Source organism: Arsenicicoccus piscis (genome assembly GCF_022568835.1).
GTDB lineage: Bacteria > Actinomycetota > Actinomycetes > Actinomycetales > Dermatophilaceae > Arsenicicoccus > Arsenicicoccus piscis.
Map to the genome: position 1 here is coordinate 258,802 of NZ_JAKZHV010000002.1, position 24,066 is coordinate 282,867.

18 protein-coding genes and 1 pseudogene are annotated in these 24,066 nt (G+C 72.1%); 9 read left to right on the top strand and 10 right to left on the bottom strand.

Translation table 11 applies throughout. The features are described 5' to 3' along the window. Positions 1–10: 10 nt before the first annotated feature. The 4 genes from MM440_RS04230 to alaS all read right to left on the bottom strand — a co-directional run bounded on the left by MM440_RS04230 (position 11) and on the right by alaS (position 5,384). A complete protein-coding gene (locus MM440_RS04230) occupies positions 11–853 on the bottom strand; it encodes a shikimate dehydrogenase (RefSeq protein WP_241442453.1) in 843 nt (280 codons plus the stop codon). A 10-nt stretch (positions 854–863) separates the two neighbouring features. Beyond that, positions 864–2,021 (bottom strand): endolytic transglycosylase MltG, encoded by a 1,158-nt coding sequence (mltG, locus tag MM440_RS04235; RefSeq protein WP_241442455.1) that lies wholly within the window; start codon positions 2,019–2,021, stop codon positions 864–866. Between the two features lie 91 nt (positions 2,022–2,112). Then, entirely contained in the window at positions 2,113–2,679 is a 567-nt protein-coding gene (gene ruvX / locus MM440_RS04240; protein ID WP_241442457.1) for a Holliday junction resolvase RuvX, read from the bottom strand. Then, positions 2,679–5,384, bottom strand: coding sequence for an alanine--tRNA ligase (alaS, locus tag MM440_RS04245; RefSeq protein ID WP_241442459.1), 2,706 nt, complete (start codon positions 5,382–5,384; stop codon positions 2,679–2,681). The genes ruvX and alaS overlap by 1 nt, the downstream gene beginning before the upstream one ends. A gap of 209 nt (positions 5,385–5,593) precedes the next feature. Here alaS and MM440_RS04250 point away from each other — a divergent pair. After that, positions 5,594–6,186, top strand: a pseudogene (locus tag MM440_RS04250) (HhH-GPD-type base excision DNA repair protein). A 50-nt stretch (positions 6,187–6,236) separates the two neighbouring features. Here the strand turns inward: MM440_RS04250 and MM440_RS04255 are convergent. Both MM440_RS04255 and MM440_RS04260 read right to left on the bottom strand, forming a co-directional pair. Further along, positions 6,237–7,574, bottom strand: a complete 1,338-nt coding sequence (locus tag MM440_RS04255) for a 6-phospho-beta-glucosidase (protein WP_241442461.1) — start codon at positions 7,572–7,574, stop codon at positions 6,237–6,239. After that, positions 7,571–8,347: a DeoR/GlpR family DNA-binding transcription regulator gene (locus MM440_RS04260; protein WP_241442463.1), complete on the bottom strand. Its 777-nt coding sequence runs from the start codon at positions 8,345–8,347 to the stop codon at positions 7,571–7,573. The genes MM440_RS04255 and MM440_RS04260 overlap by 4 nt, the downstream gene beginning before the upstream one ends. A 138-nt stretch (positions 8,348–8,485) precedes the next feature. Between MM440_RS04260 and MM440_RS04265 the strand changes: the two genes are divergently transcribed. The 5 genes from MM440_RS04265 to MM440_RS04285 are packed head-to-tail and all read left to right on the top strand — an operon-like array spanning position 8,486 to position 15,561. Beyond that, positions 8,486–9,601 carry a carbohydrate kinase family protein gene (locus MM440_RS04265; protein WP_241442465.1) on the top strand — a complete coding sequence of 372 codons (1,116 nt, stop codon included), beginning with the start codon at positions 8,486–8,488 and terminating at the stop codon, positions 9,599–9,601. A gap of 8 nt (positions 9,602–9,609) precedes the next feature. Beyond that, positions 9,610–10,965: an ABC transporter substrate-binding protein gene (locus tag MM440_RS04270; RefSeq protein ID WP_241442467.1), complete on the top strand. Its 1,356-nt coding sequence runs from the start codon at positions 9,610–9,612 to the stop codon at positions 10,963–10,965. A gap of 6 nt (positions 10,966–10,971) precedes the next feature. After that, a complete protein-coding gene (locus MM440_RS04275; RefSeq protein WP_241442469.1) occupies positions 10,972–11,874 on the top strand; it encodes a carbohydrate ABC transporter permease in 903 nt (300 codons plus the stop codon). Positions 11,875–11,877: 3 nt separating this feature from the next. After that, positions 11,878–12,678 carry a carbohydrate ABC transporter permease gene (locus MM440_RS04280; RefSeq protein WP_241442478.1) on the top strand — a complete coding sequence of 267 codons (801 nt, stop codon included), beginning with the start codon at positions 11,878–11,880 and terminating at the stop codon, positions 12,676–12,678. A gap of 30 nt (positions 12,679–12,708) precedes the next feature. Continuing rightward, a complete protein-coding gene (locus tag MM440_RS04285) occupies positions 12,709–15,561 on the top strand; it encodes a sugar-binding protein (RefSeq protein WP_241442480.1) in 2,853 nt (950 codons plus the stop codon). A gap of 63 nt (positions 15,562–15,624) precedes the next feature. On the opposite strand, the gene MM440_RS04290 is transcribed toward MM440_RS04285, so the two are convergent. Beyond that, on the bottom strand, positions 15,625–16,221 hold the full coding sequence (locus tag MM440_RS04290) for a hypothetical protein (RefSeq protein WP_241442482.1): 597 nt from the start codon (positions 16,219–16,221) through the stop codon (positions 15,625–15,627). Positions 16,222–16,285: 64 nt separating this feature from the next. Between MM440_RS04290 and MM440_RS04295 the strand changes: the two genes are divergently transcribed. Continuing rightward, entirely contained in the window at positions 16,286–17,194 is a 909-nt protein-coding gene (locus MM440_RS04295; RefSeq protein ID WP_241442490.1) for a hypothetical protein, read from the top strand. Then, the gene (locus tag MM440_RS04300; protein WP_241442499.1) at positions 17,191–17,571 is read left to right on the top strand and encodes a GntR family transcriptional regulator; all 381 of its coding nucleotides are present in this window, start codon (positions 17,191–17,193) and stop codon (positions 17,569–17,571) included. Before MM440_RS04295 ends, MM440_RS04300 begins: the two co-directional genes overlap by 4 nt. A gap of 64 nt (positions 17,572–17,635) precedes the next feature. Here the strand turns inward: MM440_RS04300 and MM440_RS04305 are convergent, their stop codons facing one another. Beyond that, on the bottom strand, positions 17,636–19,051 hold the full coding sequence (locus MM440_RS04305; protein WP_241442501.1) for a replication-associated recombination protein A: 1,416 nt from the start codon (positions 19,049–19,051) through the stop codon (positions 17,636–17,638). Positions 19,052–19,134: 83 nt separating this feature from the next. On the opposite strand from MM440_RS04305, the gene MM440_RS04310 reads away from it, so the two are divergent. Continuing rightward, positions 19,135–21,273, top strand: coding sequence for an MMPL family transporter (locus tag MM440_RS04310; RefSeq protein ID WP_241442503.1), 2,139 nt, complete (start codon positions 19,135–19,137; stop codon positions 21,271–21,273). A 19-nt stretch (positions 21,274–21,292) separates the two neighbouring features. Here MM440_RS04310 and MM440_RS04315 read toward each other — a convergent pair whose 3' ends face one another. Beyond that, positions 21,293–21,946 carry an HAD family hydrolase gene (locus MM440_RS04315; RefSeq protein ID WP_241442518.1) on the bottom strand — a complete coding sequence of 218 codons (654 nt, stop codon included), beginning with the start codon at positions 21,944–21,946 and terminating at the stop codon, positions 21,293–21,295. Continuing rightward, the gene (gene aspS, locus MM440_RS04320; RefSeq protein WP_241442527.1) at positions 21,943–23,961 is read right to left on the bottom strand and encodes an aspartate--tRNA ligase; all 2,019 of its coding nucleotides are present in this window, start codon (positions 23,959–23,961) and stop codon (positions 21,943–21,945) included. The genes MM440_RS04315 and aspS overlap by 4 nt, the downstream gene beginning before the upstream one ends. Positions 23,962–24,066 lie beyond the last annotated feature (105 nt).

The window sequence follows — 24,066 nt, forward strand, 5'->3', positions numbered from 1 at the left end:
TCCGGCGCCGTCAGACGAGCGTCGGACGCCCGCCGACGGCTGCCCAGGCCGCGTCGAGCATGACCTCGGCCGGTGCCTCGTGCCCGGTCATCAGGCGCACCTGCTCGGCGGCCTGGTGGGCCAGCATCTCCAACCCGGAGACCACCACGGCGCCACCGGCGGCGAAGGTGCGCGCGAGCGGCGTCGGCCAGTTCTCGTAGATCACCTCGAGCAGCGGCACGTCGTTGCCGGCGACGACTCGGTCGAGCCGGGCCGCGACCGCGTCCGCGGCCGACCCGGGCAAGGTGTTGACCACGAGGTCGTGGTCGCCCACCTCGGCCGGGACTGCGGCCAGCGACACGACCCGCACGTCGAGCTGGAGCGCGGAGGTGTAGGCCAGGGTGTCGGGGCGCGCCTGGTCGCGCACCGCGAAGGTGACCTCGTGACAGCCGAGGCTGGTGAGCGCGTGCAACGCCGACCGACCGGTCGCACCCGAGCCGAGCACGAGGGCGCGCCGGCAGCTCACGATCCCCTGGGCCGCGAGCGCGGCGCGCACGCCGTGCACGTCGGTGTTGTGGCCCGACCAGCCGCCGTCGGCGAGCCGCACCAGGGTGTTGATCGCCCCGACCGTCTGCGCCACCTCCTCGACGGGGGCGGCGACCTCGAACGCCGCCTCCTTGAGGGGCATGGTCAGCGACAGCCCGCGCCACTGCTCGTCGAGGCCGGCGACGAAGTCGACCAGCTCGCTCTCCCCCACGTCGTAGCGCCCGTAGTCCCAGGCCTGGCCCAGCCCGAGGGCGGCGTAGGCGGCCTCGTGCATCACCGGGGACAGCGAGTGCGCGATGGGTCGTCCGAGCACGGCTGCGTGAAGCATGCGGGACATTCTACGAGTGGCAGACACCCTTGTGGTCCGAGCACCACTGCTGGTACTGCTTCACGGCCTTGAGGTGGTCGGCGTAGCTGGTGGAGAACACCGTCTGGCCGGTGTTGGGGTTGACGGTGACCCAGTAGAGCCAGGTGCCCTGCGCCGGCTGGATGGTCGCCTTGATCGACGCGGCACCGGGGTTGTCGATCGGTCCGGGCGGCAGGCCGGGGTGCGCGTAGGTGTTGTAGGGGTTGTCCTTGTTGGCGATGTCGGCCTCGCTCACGTCGAGCGTGCGCTTGCCGAGGCCGTAGGAGATCGTCGAGTTCAGCTGCAGCGGCATGCCCTGCTCGAGCCGGTTCATCAGGGCGCGCGCCATCTTGGCCTTGTCGGCGTCGAGCTTGCCCTCGGACTCCACGATGCTCGCGATGATCATCGTGCGCTCCATGTCGGCGTCGGCGACGCCGAGGCTGCGCAGCTGCGAGGTCGTCTGGGAGACCATCGTCTTGAGCTGGTCGGCTGCCGAGTTCTTGGCGGAGAACTCGTACGTCGACGGGAACAGGTAGCCCTCGACGTTGCCCTTCGCGCTCGCCGGCAGCCCCAGCGCGGCGGCGTTCTTGGCGGCCGTCGTGTAGTCCGCCATGGGGTGCCCGGTCGCCTTCGACAAGGTCGCGTAGATCTCGCTGGCGCGCAGGCCCTCGCGGATCGTCACGCCGCTCACGATGCGGTGCGCCGGGTCGGCCAGCCAGACGAGCGCGGTGGCCGCCGGCTGGTGCTGGGCGAGCGAGTAGTTGCCCGGCTGGATCGAGGCGGCCTTGGCGTTGTCGCGGGCCGCGGCGGTGAACGCGGCGGCCTCCTTGATCACCCCGGCCTCGGCGAGGACCTCAGCGATCTTCGCGCCGGTCGCGCCCTCGGGGATCGTCACCGTGACCTTCTTGGTGCTGACGTCCGAGGCGGTGTAGTCGGCCGGTCCGCCGAGCAGGTCGGAGACCATCGGGCGCAGCACCGTGAGCGCGAGGGCCGCACAGCCGGCGAGCGCGAGCACCGTGACGAGCAGCGCCGCGAGCGCCCGCGACTTGCCGTAGCGCTTGCGTCGGGGCGGCACCGAGGACCCGCCGGTGGCACCGGTGCTGGCCGGCGCCCCGCCGAAGATGTCCTCGGACAGTTGCTGCTCGCTCACGCTGACCTTCCTGCCGATCGGGGCAGCGCCGACCGCTGGTCGCCGCGCTGCTCTGGCTTCCGAGACTACCCACGCGGATGCCTCGAACGGGTCAACGATGACGTGGTTTGCGCGGTTTCTTGACCGGCTTCTCGACCGGCGTCGGTGCGACGGCCGCTCCCTGCGTCGCGGTGCCGCCCACGGCCAACCCGGCCCGCTCGCCGCGACCGCGCTCGACGTCGAGGGCCGACTGCAAGATGATGACGGCCGCCTGCCGGTCGATCGCCCCACGCTGCCGGCGGGCCGACCGCCCGCTCGCGCGCAGCTGGGCGCTCGCCGTGACGGTGCTCAGCCGCTCGTCGACGAGGCGCACCTCGACGGGTCCCTCGTCGTCGCCCAGCGCCTGCTGCAGCGCGGCGGCGTAGCGGCGGGCCGCGGCCGTGGACGCGGTCTCGGCGCCGGACAGCGCCTGCGGGAGCCCCACGTAGACCACCCGCGCACCGAGGGCGCGCACGTGCTCCACCAGCGCGCAGACGGCCGGCTGGTCACCCGGGCCGGCCGGGTCCCACCCGGCGAGGGTGTCGAGCGGGGTGGCGAGCAGCCCGTCGGGGTCGCTGGAGGCGACCCCGACCCGCACGCTGCCGACGTCGACGCCGAGCCGAGTCCCGCGAGGCAGCACTACCGCTGGGTCGCCTTGGCGCCGACGCGCCACTCGACCTGGGTGAGTGCCTCACCGAGCTTGGCCGGGTCCTGGCCACCGCCCTGGGCGAGGTCGTCCTTGCCGCCGCCGCCACCGCCGAGGGTCTGGGCCGCGACGCGGACCAGCTCGCCGGCCTTGATGCCCCACTCGCGCGCCGCCGGGTTGGTGGCGACGATGACGACCGGGCGACCCTTGGCCACGGTGCCCGCCGCGACCACGGCGGGCCGGTCGGTGCCGAGGCGCTGGCGCAGATCGAGCACGAGCGCGCGCAGGTCGTCGCCGGTGGTGCCCTCCGAGGCCTCGTGGCCGAGGTAGGTCACGCCGTAGACGTCCTTGGCCTGCGCGGTGAGCTCGGCCGCGGCGGCGAGGGCGCGCTGCTGGCGCAGCGTGGTGATCTCGCGCTCGGCGTCCTTGAGCTTGGTGAGGATCGAGGAGATCCGCTCGGGCAGCTCCTCGGGGCGGGCCTTGATCTGCTCGGTCAGCTGACCGACGATCGCGGACTCGCGGGCGAGGAAGTCGTAGGCGTCGGAGCCGACGAGCGCCTCGATCCGGCGCACGCCCGAGCCGATCGACGCCTCGCCGAGCAGCTTGACCACGCCGAGCTGGCCGGAGCGCTGCGCGTGGGTGCCGCCGCAGAGCTCGCGGGCCCAGTCGCCGACGGAGATGACCCGCACCTCGTTGCCGTACTTCTCGCCGAACAGCGCCATCGCGCCGGACGAGACGGCGTCGGCCTGGGTCATCACGTCGGCGCGCACCTCGAGGTCCTCGAGGAGCCTGGCGTTGACCTCGGACTCGACGTCGCGCATGACCGACAGCGGCACCGAGCCGCTCGCGTTGAAGTCGAACCGGAACCGGCCGGGCGCGTTCTCGGAGCCCGCCTGGGTCGCGGTGTCACCGAGCGCGTCACGAATCGCCTTGTGCACCATGTGAGTTGCCGTGTGCGCGCGGCTGATCGCACGCCGGCGCTCCAGGTCGACGAGCGCGTGCGCCGCCAGCCCGGGCGTCACCTCGCCGAACAGCACGGTGGCCTTGTGCACGATCAGGCCGTTGATCGGCTTCTGCACGTCGCGGACCTGCACCAGCGCGCCGTTGGCGAGCTCGATCGTGCCGCCGTCCGCGAGCTGACCGCCGCCCTCGGCGTAGAACGGGGTCCGGTCGAGCACCAGCTCGACGTCCGTGCCGGAGCCGGCCAGGGGGGCTACCTCGCCGTCGACGAGCAGCCCCGCGACCTGCGCCTCGGACACGACCTCGTCGTAGCCGGTGAACTGCACCGCCCGACCGAGCGTGTCCGCGATCTCGCGGTAGGCGTGGGTGTCGCCGTGGCCCTGCTTCTTGGCCTTCGCGTCGGCCTTCGCCCGCGCCCGCTGCTCGCCCATGAGGCGGCGGAAGCCCTCCTCGTCGACCGACAGACCCTGCTCGGCGGCCATCTCGAGGGTGAGGTCGATCGGGAAGCCGTAGGTGTCGTGCAGCGCGAACGCCGCGTCACCGCCGAGCGAGCCCGCTCCGGACGCCTTCGCGCTGGTCACGGCGTTGTCGAGGATCGTGGTGCCCGCCGCGAGGGTGCGCCGGAACGCCTGCTCCTCGGCGTAGGCGATGGTCGAGATGCGGCCGAAGTCGCGCTCGAGCTCGGGGTAGGACGCCTTCATCCGGTCCTTCGAGACCGGCAGCAGCACCGGCAGCACCGGCTCCTCGACACCGAGCAGGCGCATCGACCGCACGGCGCGTCGCAGCAGCCGGCGCAGCACGTAGCCGCGGCCCTCGTTGCCGGGCGTCACGCCGTCGCCGATGAGCATCAGCGAGGACCGGACGTGGTCGGCCACCACGCGGAAGCGGACGTCGTCGGCCTCGTTGTGGCCGTAGCGGCGTCCGCTCAGCTGCTCGGCCGCCTCGATGACCGGGTAGACCTCGTCGATCTCGTAGAGGTTGTCGACGCCCTGCAGCAGCAGCGCGACCCGCTCGAGGCCCATGCCGGTGTCGATGTTCTGGCTGGGCAGCGGGCCGACGACCCGGAAGTCGTCCTTGGCCTTGACGTCGGTGATGATCTCGGTGTCGAAGACGAGGTTCCAGATCTCGAGGTAGCGGTCCTCGTCGACCTCCGGCCCACCCTCGCGGCCGTAGTCGGGACCACGGTCGATGTAGATCTCGGAACACGGCCCGCCGGGGCCGTCGACCCCCATGTGCCAGTAGTTGTCCTTCAGGCTGCGGCCCTGGATGCGCTCGGCCGGCACGCCCATCGCGCGCCACAGGTCGTAGGCCTCCCGGTCGCCCTCGGGGTAGTCCGGGTGGTGGCCGGGGCCGAGCACCGTCACCCACACCGAGTCGGGGTCGAACCCGAGCCCGCCCTCGGCCTCCGAGCCGGTGACCAGCTCCCAGGCGAAGCGGATGGCGCCTTCCTTGAAGTAGTCGCCGAACGCGAAGTTGCCGTTCATCTGGAAGAACGTGCCGTGCCGGGTGGTCTTGCCGACCTCCTCGATGTCGCCGGTCCGCACGCACTTCTGCACGCTGGTGGCGCGTCGGAAGGGCGGCGTCTCCTGGCCGAGGAAGTACGGCTTGAAGGGGACCATGCCGGCGTTGACGAACAGCAGGTTGGGGTCGTCGTAGAGCAGCGGCGACGACGGGACGACGGTGTGGCCGTTGCGCTCGAAGAAGTCGAGCCAGCGGCGGCGGATCTCAGCGGTTTCCATGGCGGAGCAGTCCTTTGACGGCGAGAGCGGAAGGGTCGGGTCTGCGCAGGGCGCAGCGGAGCGGGGGCGGTCGCCCCTAGCTAGCTCGTGCCGCCGTGCCGGCGGTCGGCGTGACCCACATGCTCCGTCACCCTCCTTCGCGCTCAACCCTACCGGAGGCCGCAGCCCGCTCTCCGCCGTTGTCCGGCGCCTGCTCCTAGGCTGCAGGTATGCACGCCTCGCTGATCCTCGCCCAGGACCCCGCCGCCGACGCGGTGCTCTCGAGCGACGCGTTCGGGCTGCTCGTCGGGATGCTGCTGGACCAGCAGTTCCCGTGGAGCACGCCTTCCGCGGGCCGTGGAAGATCTCGGAGCGGTTCGGCACGCTGGACCCGGCGACCATCGCGGCCGCCGATCCGGAAGCCTTCGAGGAGCTGTGCGCCACGCCCCCGGCCATCCACCGCTACGGCCGCTCGATGGCCCGCCGGGTGCAGGCGCTCGCCGCCCACGTCGTCGAGCACTACGGCGGCGACGCCGAGACGCTGTGGACCACCGCACCCGACACCCGCGAGCTGCTGCGCCGCCTCAAGGAGCTGCCCGGCTTCGGCGACCAGAAGGCCCGGATCTTCGCCGCGCTGCTCGGCAAGCAGCTAGGCGTGCGGCCCGACGGCTGGCGCGAGGCCATCGGCCCCTACGCCGAGGAGGGGTCCACCCGCTCGGTCGCCGACGTCGTCGACCAGGACTCGCTCGAGGCCGTCCGCGCGTTCAAGAAGCAGGCCAAGGCCGCCGCCAAGGCGAAGGCAGCAGCCGAGCCCGCCGAGTAGCCACCGTCTCGACAGGTCCGGTCAGAGTCACGGCGCGGCCAGGGTCAGGGTCAGCGAAACACCTGGTCCAGCGAGGGGATCCGGGCGCGGTAGCCCGTGAGCAGGGCCTCGGCGGTGGTGACCGAGTCGACGAGCGGGTGCAGCGCGAAGGCCTCGAGCGCGATGGTGGGCGACCCGGTGATCGCGGCCTCGATGGCGAGCTCCTCGACGGCCTTGACCTGCTGGACCAGGCCGAGCGGGTGACCGGTGAGCTGCGTCGGCACGAGGGGCACCGGGCCGCTGGCGTCGACGGTGCACGGGACCTCGACGACCGCGTCGTCGGGCAGGCCGACGAGCCCACCGCGGTTGCGGACGTTGAGGATCATCGAGGCCCGCTCGCCCCGGGCGATGGCACCCATGATCGCGAGCGCCACCCCCTCGTAGCCGCCCTCGCCCATGTCGGTCTCGTCGCGCGCCTCGCCCTCCGAGCGGGCCTCGGCCATGTAGGTCTCGTCCCGGTTGCGCCGCGCCGCCGTCCACAGCGCGAGCGCGGAGTCCGGTGCGGCACAGACCTTCTCGTAGAACGCGGTCTGCGAGTCGAGCAGGAACTCACCGCGCGTCTCGGCGCTGCCGCGGATCGCGGCCACCGCGTCGCGGGTGAAGTAGTAGTAGTAGAGGTACTCGTTGGGGATGGCCCCGATGGTGGCCAGCCAGTCCGGGCCGAAGAGCCGCCCCTCCTCGATGCCGAGCAGCCGCTCGGGCGACTCCAGCAGCGTGGGCAGCACGTCCCGGCCGTCGACGACGAGGGTCTGCAGCCAGCCCAGGTGGTTGAGCCCGGCGTAGCCGAACCGGGTCTGCTCCGGCGCATAGCCGAGAGCGCGAGCTGCCCTGCGCCCCAACCCGATCGGCGAGTCGCAGATGCCGACGACCCGGTCGCGCAGGACCCCTTGCATGGCCTGGGTGATCATGCCGGCCGGGTTGGTGAAGTTGATGACCCAGGCGTCCGGCGCGAGCCGCCGCACCCGCTCGGCGACGTCCAGCGCGACCGGGATGGTGCGCAGGCCGTAGGCGAGCCCGCCCGGACCGGTCGTCTCCTGGCCCAGCATACCGAGGTCGAGGGCTACCCGCTCGTCGGCGGTGCGGCCGTCCAGACCGCCCACGCGGATCGCCGAGAAGACGAAGTCGGCGCCCTCCAGCGCCTCGTCCAGCGACGTGGTCGCCGTGACGGTCGGCGCCTCGGGTCGACCCTCGCCGAGCTGAGCGAGGATGTGGGCCACCGCGTCCAGCCGCGCGGCGTCGACGTCGTGCAGCGCCACCTCGTCCACGCGCACGTCGTGGGTGTCGCGCAGCAGCGCGCCGTAGACGAGGGGGACGCGGAAACCGCCGCCGCCCAGGATCGTCAGCTTCATCCGATCAGCACCTCCACCGGGTGTTCAGCGAGTCCTTCCCCGAGCCCCGCCAGGGCGGCGGGGTCGGTCTGGTCGTCGGTGACGACCGTGTCGACGAGGGCGAGCGAGCCGACGACGATCGTCCCGTGACCGGGCACCTTCGTGTGGTCCGCGAGCAGCACCGTGCGGTCGGCCGCCCGCATCATCGCCCGCTTGACCGGCACCTCGACGACGGTGGTGTCGAGGAACTCCCCCGCCGCGTTGATGCCGCTCGCGCCGAGGAACGCGATCGACGCGCGCACCTGCCGCAGCGCGTCCTCGGTCAGCACGCCGACGAGCGAGTGGTAGGAGCGGCGGACCACCCCGCCGAGCAGGATCACCTCGACGTGGTCGTCGTGGCGCAGCTCGTCGAGGACCGCGAGGCTCGAGGTCACCACCGTGATCTCGCGGCCGCGCAGCGCCCGGGCCAGCAGCATGGTCGTGGTCCCGATGTCGAGCAGGACGACGTCGCCGTCGGCCACGAGCGCTGCGGCCCGGCGGGCAATCGCCTCCTTCTGCCGCTTGGCGTTGAGCACGACCCGCGCGAACGGCACCGGCTCCTCGGGCCGGTGCATGGGGTCTACGGCTGTCGCGCCGCCGTGGACCCGCTGCAGCCGGCCCTGCTGCTCCAGCTCCGCGAGGTCGCGGCGCACCGTCGCCTCGCTCACGGCGAGCGTCGCCGCGAGGCCCGGCACGCTGCACATGCCCTGCGTGCGCAGGGCCACCAGCACGGCCTCGTGCCGCTCGACCTTCACCCTCCGACAGTAGCAAGCAACACCGCGCACGACTGCGTAGAACTGATCGCTGGTTGCGCGACAATGCTTGCCGTGGCGCCCGAACGGGGACATGATGACCTCACAGCCGACCCCGAGGACTCCCAAGGACCCCCACCCGTGCCACCCGTGCAGACGTCGAAGTTCGACCCCCTGGCCGATCGCCGCGCCCCTGACGATCCGCCGTTCGACGTGCTGCTGCAGGGGACGGTCTTCCTCGACATCATCTTCACCGGCCTGCCCCGGATGCCCGCGGGCGGCGAGGAGGTCTGGGCCGAGGGGATGGGGTCGTGTCCCGGTGGGATCGCCAACCTCGCGGTGGCAGCCGGCCGGCTCGGCCTGCGCACCTCGCTCGCGGCCGCGTTCGGCGACGACGACTACGGCGACTTCTGCTGGAAGACGCTGCTGGACCAGGAGGGTGTCGATCTCGGCCCGTCCAAGCGGTTCGAGGGCTGGCACACCCCGGTCACGGTGTCCGTGTCCTATGACGACGACCGCCGGATGATCACCCACGGCCACGACGCGCCGCAGGGCCCGACCGAGATGATCGGCACGCCGCCGCGCTCGCGCGCCGTGCTGCTCGACCTCGTGCCCCCGCACGAGAACGAGCGGCAGGGCCCGACCTGGGTGGACCTGGCGCACGAGCAGGGTGCACTGCTGTTCGCCGACGTCGGCTTCGACGCCACCGGCGCCTGGTCGAGCGAGGTCCTGGACCAGCTCGACCGCTGCCACGCGTTCATGCCGAACGCCGTCGAGGCGATGGCCTACACCCGCACCCGGTCCGCGCACGAGGCGCTCTACGCGCTCGCCGACCGGGTGCCGCTCGCGATCGTCACCAACGGCGGTGACGGCGCCCTCGCCATCGACTCCACGACCGGCGAGGAGGCCTCGGTGCCGGCGCTGCGCGTGCCGTCGATCGACGCGACCGGCGCGGGCGACGTCTTCGGGGCCGCCGTGACCCTCGGGACGCTCGCCGGGTGGGCCCTCGCCGACCGGCTCGCCTTCGGCGCCCTGTGCTCGGCGCTCGCGGTGCAGCAGTTCGGCGGCTCGCTCGCGGCCCCCGGCTGGGGTGACATCGCCGACTGGTGGCACGCGCTGCAGGCCTCGCGCGACGACACCGCCTACCACCGTGCCCTGCTGCGCCGCTACGCCTTCCTCGAGGCTGTGGTGCCGCAGGTCCCGAGCAGCGCGACCCGCCGCGCCGCCGCCACCATCGCCCGCTGGTCCGACGCCTAGGAGCCACCATGAATCGCACCGCCCTCCCCACCTCGCTGGTCGTCCTCGCCCTGGGTCTCGCGGCGTGCGCCCCCGGCTCGTCGACGTCCGAGCCGTCGGCGTCGGCCCGGCCCGCGTCGGACGTCAAGACCGACGCGGCCTCGCTCGGCCAGGTCACCCTGACCTTGTGGGACCAGGAGGTGCGCGGCGGTGGCAACGCCCAGCTGACCAAGCTGATCGCGCAGTTCCAGGCGAAGTACCCCAACATCAAGATCAACCGGGTGTCCCGCTCGTTCGACGACCTCAACAAGACGCTGCGCCTCGCCCTGTCCGGCAACGACGCGCCAGATCTGGTGCAGGCCAACAACACTCGCTCGCAGATGGGTGAGTTCGTCAAGGCCAAGCAGATCATCCCGCTCGACCCGTGGATGAAGGCCTACGGCTGGGACAAGCGCTACAGCCAGGCGCTGCGCTCGGTGGTGTCCTACTCCCCCGACGCCAAGACGTTCGGCTCCGGCAACCTCTACGGTCTGCCGCAGGTCGGCGAGGTGGTCGGGCTCTACGTCGACACCAAGAAGCTCAAGGCGCTCGGCCTGGAGATGCCCAAGGACTGGGCCGCGTTCGAGTCCTCGCTCGCCACCGCCAAGGCCAAGGGCGAGGTGCCGCTCATGCTCGGCAACCTCGACAAGTGGCCCGCCATCCACGTGTTCGGCGTCGTCCAGGGCCAGGACGTCAAGCCCGACGTGATCCGCACCCTCGGCTACGGCAACAAGGGCGCCAGCTGGAAGACCCCGGAGAACCAGAAGGCGATGCAGACCCTGGTCGACTGGGTCGACAAGGGCTACTTCAACAACGGCTTCAACGGCCAGGGCTACGACCCGGCCTGGCAGGCGTTCACCAAGGGCCAGGGGCTCTACCTGATCGGTGGCACCTGGCTGCAGGCGGACATCTCCAAGGCGATGGGCAACGACGTCACGTTCGTCGTGCCGCCGCCCGCGCAGGCCGGCGGCACGAGCTACACGACTGGCGCCTCGGGACAGCCGTTCTCGATCACCAGCAAGGCCAAGAACCCTGACGCCGCAGCGGCTTTCATCAATTTCATCACGACTCCCGAGGCCATGAAGGTCATCGCCGAGACCGAGAACCTCCCCGTCGTCGACACCAAGGAGCAGAAGGCGCCGAACGCCCTCGGCCAGGCCGTCTTCACCGCGTTCGACACCACGACGACGAGCAACGGGCTGCTGCCCTACCTCGACTGGGCGACGCCGACGATGAGCGACACGATCGGCGCCGCGCTGCAGGACCTGCTCGCCAAGAAGGCCACCCCCGACCAGACGCTCGACACGCTGGAGAAGGACTACTCGGCCTTCACCGCCAAGGGCTGAGCCGACGTGTCGCGCGACAGCGCACCCCGGGTGCGCCAGACCGGGCCGCCCGGTGAGCCGCGGGCGGTCGCCTGGCTCTACCTGCTGCCCGGCTTCGTGGTCTACGCCGCGTTCCTGCTCTACCCGTTCGGGCGGGCCATCCAGATCTCGCTCTACGACTGGGACGGGCTGACCCTCGGCACCTGGGTGGGGCTCGGCAACTACGCCCAGGTCGTGCAGGACGTGGGGCTGCGCGAGGCGTTCGGTCACGCGCTCGTGCTGATGTTCTTCTTCGGTGTGCTCCCGCTCGTCATCGGGCTCGCGCTGGCGGCGATCCTCAACCGGGCACGGGTGCGCGGGCTGTCCTTCTTCCGCACCGTCATCTTCCTGCCGCAGGTGGTCGCGATGGTCGTGGTCGCCGTGGCGTGGCGGCGGATCTACGCCCCCGACGGGTCGCTGAACGCGCTGCTCGACGCGATCGGGCTGGGCAGCCTGGGCCGCGCCTGGCTCGGGGACTACACGTTCGCGCTGCCCGCGGTCGGGCTCATCGGCACCTGGTTCGAGATCGGTCTGGTCACCGTGCTGCTGCTCGCCGGCATGGGTCGGATCTCCGGCGAGCTCTACGAGGCGGCCCGGCTCGACGGCGCCGGTCCGCTGCGCGAGTTCTTCTCGGTCACCCACCCCGCCGTCCGCGGCGAGATCTCGGTAGCCCTCACGCTCACCGTCATCGCCGCGCTCAAGACCTTCGACCTGGTCTACGTCACGACCAAGGGCGGGCCCGGCAACCAGACCTCGGTCCCGAGCTACGAGGTCTACCACCGCGCCTTCGAGCTCGGTCAGGTCGGCCTCGCGGCCGCCATCGGCGTCACGCTCACGGTCCTCATCTTCGCCATCACCTATGGCATCACCCGCATCGGCGACAGGGGGTAGACCGTGCGCATCTCTCGCGGTGAGCAGCTCGCCAACTACGTCATCCTGATCGCCTTCGCGCTGGTCGCGCTCTACCCCCTGCTCACGATCTTCGTGTCCGCGCTCGGCACCGACGCGGGTGCACCGGGCGGCCTCGCGAACTTCGCCCAGGCCTGGGACGTCGGGCACTTCGCGACCTACATGCGCACCAGCCTGCTGGTGTCCAGCCTCGTCGTCGTGGTGGCCACCGTGCTGTCGATCATGACCGGATATGCGTTGGGCACCATGCGTTTTCGCGGGTCTTCCATCGTGTTCTACCTGTTCCTTCTCGGCATCATGATGCCCGCCGAGGCGATCGTCGTGCCGCTCTACTACGACCTGCGCGCCATCGGTCTCACCGACACCATCTGGGCCATCGCGCTGCCGCAGATCGCCCAGTCCGTCGCCTTCGGCACCTTCTGGCTGCGCACCTACTTCCGCACCTCCAGCCGCTCGGTCGTCGAGGCCGCGCGACTCGACGGCGCGTCCAGCTGGCAGATCCTCTGGCGCGTGCTGGTGCCCCTCGCACGCCCGGCGATCACCACGCTCGTCGTCCTCGTCTTCATGTGGACGTGGAACGAGTTCCTGATCCCCCTGGTCATGGTCACCTCCGAGGGTCTGCGCACCGCACCCCTCGGCCTGGCCTTCTTCCAGGGTCAGTACACCCAGGGCTTCACGCTCCTCGCCGCCGGCGCCTTCCTCGTCGCGCTGCCCGTCGTGATCGCCTATCTGTTCCTGCAACGGCACTTCATCGCCGGGATGCTCGAGGGCGCCGTCCGCGAGTAGCCCACCTCCCCCCGCCACCAAGGAGTGACAATGTCGTACACCGCTGGTGCCCCCCGCCGGACCTCTCGCCCGACGCTTCGTCCGACCGCCCGAGCCCTGTGCCTGGCCTCCACCCTCGCCCTGCTGCCCTGGGCCGGCGTCGCTGCCGCCCACGCCGACTCCGCTCCCGGGGCACCCGGTGGCGCTGCGGCTGCTGGGGCTGTTGGGGTCGCTGGGGCCGCTGGGGCCGCGGTCGACCACCGTGGACCCGGGCGGGCGCAGACCTCGCTCGGGACCCCCGTAGACCTCGGCGTGCTGTTCGTCGGCGCGCACCCCGACGACGAGGCCGGCACCTTGTCGACGCTCGGCGAGTGGAAGCAGCGTTACGGCGTGCGCACCGGCGTGATCACGGTGACCCGCGGCGAGGGCGGTGGCAACGCGGCCGGACCGCAGGAAGGCCCGGCGCTCGGGCTGCTGCGCGAGGCCGAGGAGCGCAGGGCCGTCGGCATGGCCGGCATCACCGACGTCTTCAACCTCGACAAGGTCGACTTCTACTACACGGTCTCCGAACCGCTCACCGCCCAGGTCTGGGACCACGAGGACACCCTCGCCCGCACGGTCCGGATCATCCGCCAGACCCGGCCCGAGGTCATCATGACGATGAACCCCGCGCCCTCCCCCGGCCAGCACGGCAACCACCAGGAGGCGGCACGGCTCGCGATCGAGGCCTATGCCGCGGCCGGGGACCCGACGCGCTTCCCCGAGCAGATCACCCGCGAGGGGCTCAAGGCGTTCAGCCCGTCGCGCCTGCTGCTGCGCACCTTCGCCGGGACGACGGCGCTGGGCCCGACCTGCGCCAAGGACGCCGTGCCTGCCGACCCCAGCCAGGATATCTACGGGGTCTACGGCGGCACGACCGCACCCGACGGACGCACCTGGGCGGCCGTGGAGCGCGCCGCCCAGCGTCAGTACGTCAGCCAGGGCTGGGGCGGCTTCCCGGACGTGCCCGCCGACCCGGCCCAGCTGGGCTGCGACTACCTCACGCAGGTCGACTCCCGCGTGCCCTACCCCGCACCGGGGACGGATGCGGCGACCGCGTCCGACGGCGCCCTCGCCGGGGCGCTCACCCGGCCCGCCGGCACCGTGCCGCTCGGCACCGGCCTGCGCGTGAGCAGCCCCACCGGCACCGTCCTACCCGGTGCCGCCTCGACCGTCTCGGTCGCGGTCACCGGACCCGCGCGCGGCGGGCTCTCCGACGTGCGGGTGGCCCTCACCGCGCCCGCCGGCTGGACCGTCAGCGCACCGCAGCGGGTGCACGGAGTCGGCTCCGGTCAGACCCGGACCCTCACCTTCACCGTCACGGCGCCCGCGTCCGCCGCCGGCGGCAGCCACGTGCGGGTGTCGGCGGACCTCACCAGCCGGCAGGGTCGGGGTTACGCGGCGCGCACGCTCACGGTCACCAGGCCGGTGTCCGCCCAGCAGCAGCTGCTGCCCCAGGTGGCGCAGTTCGAGAGCTGGACCAAGGCGCAGAACCTGCCGCAGCTGAGCGGCATCGTCGCCCCGGTGCTCACCATGGCCAGCGGCGGCACCCGCACCATCCCTGTCACCGTCACCAACGCCACCGACGCCCCGCAGTCGGGCACCGTGACGATCAAGCCGCCGGCCGGCTTCACCGCGAAGGCGACCGGCGTGAGCTACGGGCCGATCCCGGCGCACGGCACCGGGACGGTGATGTTCACCGTGACCAACACCGACACCTCGCTCAAGACGGGAGCCCCGGGCGGCGACTACGCCTACACGCTCACCACGACGAGCGCGGCCGGCTCGAGCACCACCAACCAGGCGCTCGAGCTGGTGCCGAGCACCACGATCCCGAAGGCCACCACCGCGCCCAAGGTCGACGGCGTCGTGTCTCCGGGTGAGTACACCGGCGCTGCGATGGACCTCTCCCGGGTGTGGGAGGGCGCCGCCTGCACGTCCGCGGCCGACTGCTCCGGGACCGCCTGGGCCACCTGGTCCGGCGACACGCTCTACATCCCGGCGAAGGTGGTCGACGACACCCTGGGCACCAGGCTCGCGACCAACGACTGCAAGCGGCACTGGCGCACCGACTCCCTCGAGATCGCCATCGACCCGCGCGGGACCTCGGAGAACACCTCGACGACGTTCAAGGCGGCCATCATCCCGGTCACCGCCGAGGGTCCGGCGTGCGCGCTGCGCGACGCCGACAACCACCAGGGTCCGGCCGCCGAGACCGCACCCGGCATGAAGTTCGCGGTCACGACGGCGACGCCCTACGCCGGCTACACCGCCGAGGTAGCCATCCCGATGTCCGAGCTCCCCTCGGCCATCGACCCCGCCAGGATGGGGCTGAACATCCTGCCCTACGACTCCGACACCCAGGACAAGACCGGGCAGACCCGCATCGGCTGGTCGGTCTGGGGCGGCGTGCAGGGTGACCCCTACCGCTGGGGCCAGGCGATGCTCGAGGGCTACCAGCCGCCCGCCGGTCGCTCCACCACGCCGACCGCGCCGATCATGCCGCTGACGGCGCTTTCCTCGCTGGACTCGCCGCAGTCGCTCGCGCAGGCGGTCGACAACAAGGTCACGCTCGCCGGCGGTCCGTCCTCGACCCGTCGTGACGGTGCCTGGGTCGAGCGGGTCGACGTCCGCGACGCCACGGCCACGGTGTGGGTGCGCGCCGCCGCCGGTGGCACGGCGCACGTGTTCGTCCAGGACGACACGGGCGTCGCCGGCTCCGGCACGGTCGCCCTCCCGCGCTCCGGCAAGCGTGCCATCGCCATCCCGCTCACCCGTGCGCTCACCGGCCGCGCCACCGCGCTGGTCGGCTGGGACGGTCGCGGCGGCACGACCATGGCGTCCCTCGCCACCACCCGCAGGTAGACCCCCTGGTCGGCATGCCTGTCAGTGCCCCGACCGCCGGGGCACTGTCCGCCGGCGCCGCGGCTACGAGCCGGACGCGGCGCCGGTGCCGGTGCCGGTGGCGCAGCGAGCGGCGACCAGGTCGGCGATGAGCGGCAGGTCGAGGCTGACGTCGTGGGTGGTGCGCAGGCCGAGGCGGTCGACCTCGACGCGCACCGGCAGGGTCCGCCCCTCGGCGTCGGCGACCATGCCGACACCGCCGACACCGCCCGTGCGCTGGCGCACCGAGGCGGGGACGGCCGAGCAGTCGATCGGGTAGTTGAGGGTCACGCTGCCGTGACCGAACGCACCGATCGGCGCGCTCGACACCACCGTCCCCCGACCGACGCCCGCCATCGGCGACGAGGCACCCACGACCCGGATCGGGAAGACGCCGCGGTTGTCCAGCTGAGCGTCCAGCCGCACGACGTCCCGCTCGGCGCGGACGATGTCGTCACCGCCCCCTCCGGAGGTCCACACCCGCGGCGCGAAGACACCCAGCAGAGAGGCTGCGACCAGGGCCGCGACGGTGGCGGTCACCGTCACGAGAAACGTTCGCGCACGGCGGCGCTCGTGCTGATCGACCTCGGTCACCACGGCCTCGGCCTGGGTCCACTGCTGCTCGTCGATGAGGTAGCTCATGACAGCAATATATCATTGCACTGACACATTGACACAAGAGGTCGAGAGGGTCCATCCTGACGACATGTTCGGTGCAGTCATCCTCATCGCCATCGCCGCTCTGGTCGTCGGGAGCGCCCTGCTCGTCACCCTCGCCGGCGCCGGCCAGCTCCGGCACCCACAGCTGGAGCGCTTCGCCCGCCGTCAGCACTGGATCCCCACCACCAACGGGATCCCACTCGTCGCCGCCAGCCTCGCCGTCGTCCGTCGGTGGCGCCGTGCGGGGCTCGCCGCGGGGGTGATCGCGGGGATCGGCTACGGGCTGAGCCAAGGGGCTCTGACGCTCAGCATCACGGCGATGTTCCTCGGTTGGTTCGCCGGGGCCTTGGTCGCGGAGTGGCGCATCGCCGATGCCGTGAGATCGGTTCTCCCACAACAAGCCCGGCGTAGCTCGACCCTCACCTCGCGGGGACTCGGCACCTACGTCGGTCTGCTGGCTCGAGCCCTGGCGGTCGGCGTACTCGTCGCCGTCGTCGTCGCGGCCGTCTGGTCCCTCGCTGCCGCGCTGCGCCAGGACGCTATGGTCCGGTGGACCTCGTGGACCGTCGTCACCGCCCTCGGCCTGGCCGTGCTGGGCGCCACCATCCGCAAGGTCGTAGACCGTCCGGCCGGCTACGCGGACCGCGACCTGCGCGACGCGGACGACGCCGTGCGCTGCCAGTCGCTGACCGTGATCGCCGGTTGCGCCGTGGCTGCCGCGGCCTACCCGCTGACCGCCTACCTCGACATCGCCGAGCTGATCTCTCCCACAACGGATCTCGTGATCACGGTGGTCGCCATGGTGGTGGGCTGGTGGATCGCGACGTTCTCCCCGTCGACGCGCGAGCCCGGCCGGCAGGGCGACCCCCTTGCCGACTCCCGTCTCGACACGACGACGGCCGACGCCAAATGCCAGGACGCGCGCCCCGAGGGCACCCACGGGAGCCGGTCGTGATCCTCGACGTCGACGAGGCGTCACCCGTCCCCGTCTTCGAGCAGCTGCGCGGTCAGCTCGCCGAGATGATCGAGGCCGGCACCCTCCCGGCCGGGCACCGGCTGCCACCGATCCGCCAGCTCGCCGCTGACCTGGGGCTCGCCCCGGGGACGGTCGGGCGGGTCTACAAGGAGCTGGAGCAGTCGGGGCTGGTGCGCAGCCGGGTCCGCACCGGGACCGTGGTGGAGGAGCGAGCTGCGTTGCGTCCCAGCGAGACTCGGGCTGAGGCGTCCGCCGCGGCACGGTCCTACGCGACCGCGATGATGCGCCTCGGCCTCACCCAGGACGACGCCGTGCACGCCGTGCGCACCGCGTGGACGGCCGTCGAGCCGCGCTGAGGCGGAGCCTGTCGAGCCGCGCTGAGACGAGGCCCTCGCTCACCCGCAACGGCACCGTGCGGCACTACCGCGGATCGGCGCGCAGCCGGTCGCGCAGCCACGCCCAGCGCGACGCCAGCCGCTCCTCGAAGCCCCGCCCGGTCGGGCGGTAGTAGTCAGCCTTGCCGTGCAGGTCGTCGGGGAGGTACTGCTGCGCCACCACACCGTCGGGACCGTCGTGGGCGTAGCGGTATCCCTTGCCGTGGCCGAGCCGCTCGGCCCCGGCATAGCTCGAGCCGCGCAGGTGGGCCGGCACGGCTCCGCCGCGACCGGAGCGCACGTCGGCGATCGCCTCGTTGATGCCGACGTAGGCGGCGTTGGACTTCGGGGCGAGCGAGTTGTGAACCACCGCCTGGGCCAAGATGATTCGCGCCTCGGGCATGCCGATCTGAGCCACCGCGTGCATGGCCGCGACGGCCGTCTGCAGCGCGGTGGGGTCGCCCATCCCCACGTCCTCGGACGCCGCGATGACGATGCGACGGGCGATGAAGCGCGGGTCCTCCCCCGCCTCCAGCATCCGGGCGAGGTAGTGCAGCGCCGCGTTGACGTCCGACCCGCGCATCGACTTGATGAGCGCGCTCGCCACGTCGTAGTGCTGGTCCCCCGCCCGGTCGTAGCGCACCGCCGCGTGCTCCATCGCCTGCTCGGTGTGCGCGAGAGTGACGACCAGCGGCTCCTCGGCCGTCGCGGTGACACCACCGGGAGCCGCCGAGAGGGCTACTCCGGCAGCGCCTTCCAGCGCCGTGAGGGCCCGGCGCGCGTCGCCTCCCGAGAGCCGCACGAGGTGCTCGCGGGCCTCGGGCTCGAGGGTGAACGTGCCGCCGAGACCGCGCTCGGCGACCAGTGCCTCGTCGAGCACCTCACCGATCTCGTCGTCGCCCAGCGACTCGAGGGTGACCAGGACCGAGCGCGAGAGCAGCGGCGCGATGACGGAGAACGACGGGTTCTCGGTCGTGGCCGCGACCAGGACGACGACGCGGTTCTCGACCGCGGGCAGCAGCGCGTCCTGTTGGGCCTTGGTGAAGCGGTGGATCTCGTCGAGGAAGAGCACCGTCGTGCGGCCGTAGAGGTCCCGCTCTCGCGTCGCGGACTCGATCACCGCCCGCACGTCCTTCACGCCCGCCGTGATCGCCGACAGCTCGACGAATCGTCGACCCGCCGCCGTCGCGACCAGGTGCGCGAGGGTGGTCTTGCCCGTGCCCGGCGGACCCCAGAGGATCGCCGAGAGCGGGCCGACCGCGCCGCCGTGACCCTCGATCAACCGGCGCAGCGGTGACCCGGGCCGCAGCGCCGCCCGCTGCCCGCGCACCTCCTCCAGCGCGCGGGGGCGCATGCGCACCGCCAGCGGCGCCGCAGCGCCCCCAGCCGCGGCGCTCCCAGCCCCGGCGGCTGCCCCGCGAGCACCGCCGCCGGCCCCATTGAACAGGTCTGGCTCATCCACCCGACCAGTCTGGCAGACGCCTCTGACAGCGTATTTGGCTAGTTACTCACCGTGGCCACCGCCCGAGTGGCAGGCTGGGAGTCGTGGGGCGAGCGACCGGGATGGAGCGACTGGGCGGCGTCGTCGCGCGCCACGCCCGCGCGACCCTCGCCGGCTGGGTCGTGCTGGTCGTCCTCTGCTTCGGCGCGGCGCTCGGACTGCTCGGGAACGACTCGTTGTTCAGCAGACTCACCACCGGTGAGGCCTATGTCTACGGGGAGTCGCACACGGGCTCAGAGCTGCTCGCCGACGCTCCCGGAGCCGGCGAGAGCGCCGTCGTTCGCGTCGACCACGTGCCCGTCACCGACCCGGCCGTCCAGACGACAGCAGCCACCGTGCGCAACCGCCTGACCGCGAGCCCCGGCGTCGCCGGCGTCATCGCACTCACCGCGCCGCCCGACTCGCTCGCCTACGTGGTGCGCGTGACGGGTGACCTCAGCGGCGCACGCCGGCTCGCCGTCGTGGACGCTGCCGCCGCCACCGTGCGCACCGGGTTCGCGCCGATCACGGGAGCCAGCGTCCACGAGGGCGGTCAGATCCCGCTCACCCACGCCGTCACCCACCAGGTCGAGTCCGACCTGCGCCGCGGCGAGGGCATCGCCCTGCCGCTCAGTCTCGCGGTGATGGTGGTCATCTTTGGTGGCTTCATCGCTGCGGGCATCCCCATCGTCGGGGCGATCGCCGCGATCGGCGGCGGGCTCGCGGCCCTGCTCGGTTTCGCCGGCGTCATGGATCTCGAGGCCGCGGTCGTCAACATCGTCACCCTGCTCGGTCTGGGACTGTGCATCGACTACGGGCTGCTCATGGTGAGCCGGTTCCGCGAGGAGGTCGGTGGCCTCGCGCCGACGGCCGCGCGCCACGAGCTGACCCGCGAGCAGATCCGACGCGCCACGGTCACCACCGTGGCCACCGCCGGCCGCACCATCGTCTTCAGCGCGCTCACCGTCGCCATCTCGATCGCGGGGATGGTCCTCTTCCCGTCCCCGACGATCCGCGCGGTGGGCGTCGCGGGCCTCTCCGTCGTCCTGGTAGCCCTCCTGGTCGCCATCACGCTCGTCCCCGCCCTGTGCGCCGTGGCCGGTCGGCGGATCGTGCGGCGCGCGGTGCACGACTCGACCGACGAGGGCTTCTTCGCCCGGCTGGCTCGCTTCGTCCAGCGGCACCACCGCCTGGTGGTCGTCGGTGTCATCGCCGGCCTGCTCGCCCTCGCTGCTCCTCTGCTCGGCATGCGTCAGGTCTCCTCGGCCGAGGCGCTGCTGCCGGCCGGCACGGAGCAGCGGGTCGTCTACGAGCAGATCCAGCGCGACTTCCCCGCGCTGCGCGAGCCGGCCGTCACCGTCGTCGCGCGCGCCACCCCGCAGCAGGCCACGGTGTGGATCGATCGGATCCGTCCGACGCTCCCGGCCGTGACCTCGGTAGACCCTGCGCGAGACATCGGGAGCGGTTACGTCGCGGTCGGGATCCGCGCCGACACCGCGACACCGACCAACGACGTCGGCGCCGACCTGGTCACGGCGGTGCGCGCGCACCGGCCCAGCTTCGACACGTGGGTGACCGGGTCCGCGGCCAAGGTCCTCGACTACGACGCCGGGATCCGCGAGCGAGCGCCCCTCGTGATCGGAGTCGTCGCGCTGGCCACCATCGTGCTGCTGTTCCTGATGACCGGCTCGCTGGCGCTGCCCTTGAAGGCGCTGGTCTTCAACGCCCTCTCGCTCGCCGCGAGCCTCGGCGCGCTCACCCTCATCTTCGAGGGCACCGCCCTCGAAGGGCCGCTGGCGTTCACCTCGACCGGCGGGGTCGAGACGCTCGTGCCAGTGATCATGCTGGCCTTCGGCTTCGGGCTCGCCATGGACTACGAGGTGTTCCTGCTGTCGCGGATCGTCGAGCTGCACGAGCACGGCGCGAGCGACGCGGAGGCCGTCGTCAAGGGAGTCCAGCGCTCCGGCAAGATCATCACCTCGGCCGCCCTGCTCATCCTCATCGTGCTCGCCGGTTTCGCCGCCGCCGAGGTGATGATCATCAAGCAGGTCGGCACCGGGCTGGCCATCTCGATCCTGCTGGACGCCACCATCGTGCGCATGCTCCTCGTCCCCGCCACCATGACGCTGCTCGGCGGGTGGAACTGGTGGGCGCCCGGCTGGATGCGGCGCCTGCACACGCGCTACGGCATCCACGACGCCTGACCGGTTCGCGGCCGGCTGGCTACGGCAGCGGCGGGAGCACCCCGAGGTCGCGCATCTCGGCGCGCAGCGTCCGCGCACCCGAGGTCGGGTCGTGGTGGATGCTGCGGATGCCGAGCGCCCGCGCCGTCTCGACGTTGGGGGCGTTGTCGTCGACGAACGCCACCTGGTCAGGGGTAAGGCCGAGCCGGTCCAGGATCAGCTCGAAGTAGGCCGGGTCCGGCTTGGCCTCGCCCAGCTCGCAGGAGAAGTAGAGCTCGTCGAACAGCTCGTCGTAGCCGAGGCCCCGCATCACGTCGCGCCGGTGGTTCATCTGGTTGGTCGCGAGGTGGCAGGCGACGCCGTTGGCGCGGACCGCAGCGACGACCTCGAGCGCGGCAGGGTCTACGTCGATGCGTTCCCAGGCGAGCAGCGCCCGCGGCACGTCCGACGCCGGTCGGCCGCGATCCGCGAGCACCTGCGCGAGGACCTCGCGGAAGTCTCCGTCCCCGCGCAGCGTCGGCCGCTCGGCGGCGATGATCGCCTCGAGGAAGCCGCTGCGGCCGATCCCGCGCAGGTGCGCGGCCCAGTCGCCGTGCGGTCGCTGCAGCACCCCGTCGGCGTCCCAGAGGACGGCGACGGGGCGCTCGGGCTGCCCGTCGGACGTGCGGTCGGCCGGGGCAGCGCCCGTCGTCACAGCGTCGGCATCGCGCCGGGCACCGACGCAGGCGTGCGCGACGGCGGCTGCGCACCGCCCTTGGTGCCGGTGAACTCGGCGTCCGCGGAGTCCGCGCCGAGCGTCTCGACCTCGCCGTCGGCCTCTGCCTGCGACGCGACGTTTCCCGTAGACCCCTCGCCGCCCTGGCCGTCGGTCTTCGCCTTCGCCTCTTCCTCCGCCTCGGGCTTGACCGCCTTGGCCTCGGGGCTCGCCGCTGCCGTCGCGGGCTTGGCGTCGACCCCGGCCTCCTTGCGCTGCTCGGGGGTGATCGGCGCGGGCGCCTCGGTGAGCGGGTCGTAGCCCCCACCGGACTTGGGGAAGGCGATGACGTCGCGGATGGAGTCGTAGCCGCCGAGCAGCATGACGATCCGGTCCCACCCGAAGGCGATGCCGCCGTGCGGCGGAGCGCCGAAGGCGAAGGCGTCCAGCAGGAAGCCGAACTTCTCCTGCGCCTCCTCCTCGCCGAGGCCCATGACCTTGAAGACCCGCTCCTGCACGTCGCGACGGTGGATACGGATGGACCCGCCGCCGATCTCGTTGCCGTTGCAGACCATGTCGTAGGCGTAGGCGAGGGCCGCTCCGGGGTCGGTGTCGAAGGTGTCGAGGAACTCGGCCTTCGGCGAGGTGAACGCGTGGTGCACGGCCGTCCAGGCGCCGGCGCCCACGGCGACGTCACCGGCAGCCACGGCCTCGCTGGTCGGCTCGAACAGCGGCGCGTCGACGACCCAGAGGAAGGACCAGGCCGACTCGTCGATCAGACCGCAGCGGCGGCCGATCTCGAGCCGGGCCGCGCCGAGCAGCTGACGGGTCGACTTGGCCGCGCCGGCACCGAAGAAGATGCAGTCGCCCGGCTTGGCACCCACGTGCTCGGCGAGGCCGGCCCGCTCGGTGTCGGTGAGGTTCTTGGCGACCGGACCGCCGAGGGTGCCGTCGTCACCGACGAGCACGTAGGCGAGGCCCTTGGCGCCGCGCTGCTTGGCCCACTCCTGCCAGGCGTCGAGCTGCTTGCGCGGCTGGGACGCGCCACCGGGCATGACGACGGCACCGACGTACTCCTGCTGGAAGACGCGGAACGTGGTGTCCGAGAAGAACTCCGTGCAGTCGACGAGCTCCTGGCCGAAGCGCAGGTCGGGCTTGTCGGAACCGTAGCGCGCCATCGCCTCGGTGTAGGTCATCCGCAGGAACGGGGTGGTCAGCTCGACCCCGATGAGCCGCCAGATCTCACTGACGAGCGCCTCACCGAGCTCCAGGATGTCGTCCTCCTCGACGAAGGACATCTCGATGTCGAGCTGGGTGAACTCCGGCTGCCGGTCGGCGCGGAAGTCCTCGTCGCGGTAGCAACGGGCGATCTGGTAGTAGCGCTCCATGCCCGAGACCATCAACAGCTGCTTGAACAGCTGCGGGCTCTGCGGCAGGGCGTACCAGCTGCCGGGGGCCAGACGCGCGGGCACGAGGAAGTCGCGCGCGCCCTCCGGCGTGGACCGAGTGAGGGTGGGCGTCTCGATCTCCACGAAGTCGCGGTCGCCGAGGACGCGGCGCGCGGCCTGGTTGACCTTGGAGCGCAGCCGGATCGCCTGACCGGCCGAGTGACCGGGACGGCGCAGGTCGAGGTAGCGGTACTTCAGGCGCGCCTCCTCGCCGACCGTGACGCGCTCGTCGATCTGGAACGGCAGCGGCGCGCTGGGGTTGAGCACCTCGATGGTGGAGGCGACGACCTCGATCTCGCCGGTGGGCAGGTCGGGGTTGGCGTTGCCCTCCGGGCGCTCGCGCACCTCGCCGACGACCTTGACCACGAACTCGTTGCGCAGGTCGTGCGCCCCGCCCTCGTCGAGCACCTCGTCGCGGACGACGACCTGGGCGACGCCACTCGCGTCCCGCAGGTCCAAGAAGGCCACCCCACCGTGATCGCGGCGCCGGGCCACCCAGCCCGTGAGGGTGACGGTCTGACCGGTGTGGGCGGCACGCAGCGTGCCTGCTTCGTGGGTACGGAGCACAAGGATTCCTTTGTTCTGGCGAACCCGAGACGGGGGCTGCCGTGGTCATGGTCTGGCTGGAGGCCGGACGGAGTCGTCCGACCCGTCCTAGGGCAGTCTACGGAA